This window comes from Kitasatospora sp. NPDC056783 (assembly GCF_042789895.1).
Classification (GTDB): domain Bacteria; phylum Actinomycetota; class Actinomycetes; order Streptomycetales; family Streptomycetaceae; genus Kitasatospora.
Genome location: NZ_JBHUAF010000662.1, coordinates 1 through 2,044, shown reverse-complemented (window position 1 = coordinate 2,044; position 2,044 = coordinate 1). Strand labels below are relative to the sequence as shown.

The 2,044-nt window shown below is 73.4% G+C and carries 2 protein-coding genes; one reads left to right on the top strand and one right to left on the bottom strand.

The annotated features are described in order from the left end of the window. Positions 1-1,401: selenium-binding protein SBP56-related protein (locus ACFRMQ_RS40390; RefSeq protein ID WP_380735902.1), on the bottom strand; the 1,401-nt coding region annotated here is incomplete at its 3' end. Positions 1,402-1,511: 110 nt separating this feature from the next. Here ACFRMQ_RS40390 and ACFRMQ_RS40385 point away from each other — a divergent pair. Beyond that, on the top strand, positions 1,512-2,044 hold a 533-nt coding region (locus ACFRMQ_RS40385), incomplete at its 3' end, for an AAA family ATPase (RefSeq protein WP_380735901.1).

Below are 2,044 nucleotides of genomic sequence, written 5' to 3'. Positions count from 1 at the left end.
GCGGAAGCAGTACGAGTCGGAGGAGGCGTCGCCGCCCGCCAGGTGGGTCTGGTGGACGCGCAGGCCCCGGAAGTCGTCGCCGTGCGGGAAGAAGCGCTCGTCGACGCTCAGACCGCCCGCCTCCGGGTCGGCGTCCAGCTTGACCATCCAGGGCTCGATGCCCTCCGGGTAGAACTGGTCGTCCCAGGCTCCGTAGAGCGAGTTGGTGAGGTAGAGCCGCCGGCCGTCCCGGCTGATCTCCACCATCTGCGGCGCCCCGTTCAGCGGACGGCCCGGTTCGGCGGGGTGCGGGGTGCGGGCGGTGACGCCGCCGAGCCGTACGGAGCCGGTCTGCCGCGGGTGGAACGGGTCCGAGACGTCGTACTGGAACAACTCGCCGGTGCCCCAGGCGGAGACGTACAGCCAGCGGTCGTCCACCGTCAGGTTGATGTCGGTGACCAGCGGCGGCACCGCACCGAAGGGCTGGAGGGCCGGCGGCAGGTCCTCGGCCTTGGCCGGTTCGGCGGGGATCTCGATCACCTTGCGCGCGGTGAAGGCCGGCCCGTCCCGGTACCAGAGCCAGACCGAGGAGGAGAGGTCCTCGACGTTGGTGACCACCCCGGCGAAGCCCCACTCGGCCTGCGGGTCGTGCGCCGGGCGCAGCTCCAGGACCATCTGGTGCTGGTCGCCGAGGTCCACCCGCTGGAGGTGGCGGCCGGTGTCCAGCTCCCAGAAGTGCAGCGCGTGGCCGTACTTGCGCCCGAGCAGGAGGTCGGGCACCACCCCGTTCTCGATCATCCACGGGGTGCCCCACTCGCTGGTGACGCCGACGTTGGTGCCCAGGTGCCACCAGACGTCGTAGGCGAGGTGCTGGGGTCCGCGCTCGGTCTCCCAGGGGCGCAGCACCTCGAAGGTGGTGTGGTCGAGCAGGGCGACCCCGCCCGGGCCGTCGTCGCCGTCGGCGCCGCCGAGGCAGGACAGGAACACGCCGTCCGGGCCGCAGTGCAGGGTGTGGGGGCGCGAGTAGCCGGCCTTGGCGGCGAGTTCCTCCGCCTCGATCGTCCTGACCAGCCGGGGGCGGACCGGGTCCGGCCGGGTGTCCAGCACGTGCAGCCGGGAGGAGCGCAGCCCGGGCAGCAGCAGGTAGCGCCGCTCCGGGTTCTCGTGGCAGGCGTGGGCGAGGGCGCTGGAGCAGGCGTTCCATCCGAAGTGGTGCAACTCGTCGCCGAGTGTCGGGAGTTCGGCGAAGTTCAGGACCTTCCCGTAGGTCGCCGAGTCCGGATCGGTGTCGACGCTCAGCAACGCGTCCGGCTGCCGCCCGGACCGGTCGAAGCCGGCCACGTACGCCAGCTTCTCCGGCGGCGCGGCGATCGCCTCGGCGGCCGAACGGTAGAGCGATGGATCGGTATGCCCGTGCTGCATGCAAACTCCCCGACTCGCCTGGTCTGTCCGGGAAGCGTTCCACAGGGACACCGGCGCACAGCAGGCGCGCGCGGGGGCGGAGGGGTCGCGCGGGCGGCTACTCTGACCGGGTGCACAACAGCATCCGCGGGGGGAACTTCCACGGCCCGGTCGTCCAGGCGGACACCGCGCACGTGACGCTCCCCGCCCGGCCCCCGACGATCGCCGGGCTCCCGCCGCTCACCGCGGCCTTCACCGGCCGGGACCGCGAACTCGCCGAGCTTAGCGCCCTGTTGGCTCCGAACGGTCCGTCGACCCCGGACGGCCCGTCGACCGTGACGGTCACCGGCCTCGGTGGCGTCGGCAAGACCACGCTGGCGATCGCCGTCGGCCGCGCTCTGCTCGACGAGGCCCGCTTCGCCGCGGCCCTCTTCGTCGACCTCCGCGGCTACGACGAGACCCCGGTGGACGCGGGACAGGCGCTCGACACCCTGCTGCGCGCCCTCGGCGTGCCCGCCGCGCACATCCCCCCGGACCCGGAGACCCGCGCCACCATCTACCGCGACCAGGTGGAAGGGCGCGGCGGAGGCGTCCTCGTCGTCGCCGACAACGCCTCCGCCGCCGACCAGGTCCGCCTCCTCCGGCCGCCGTCCCCCCGGCACCG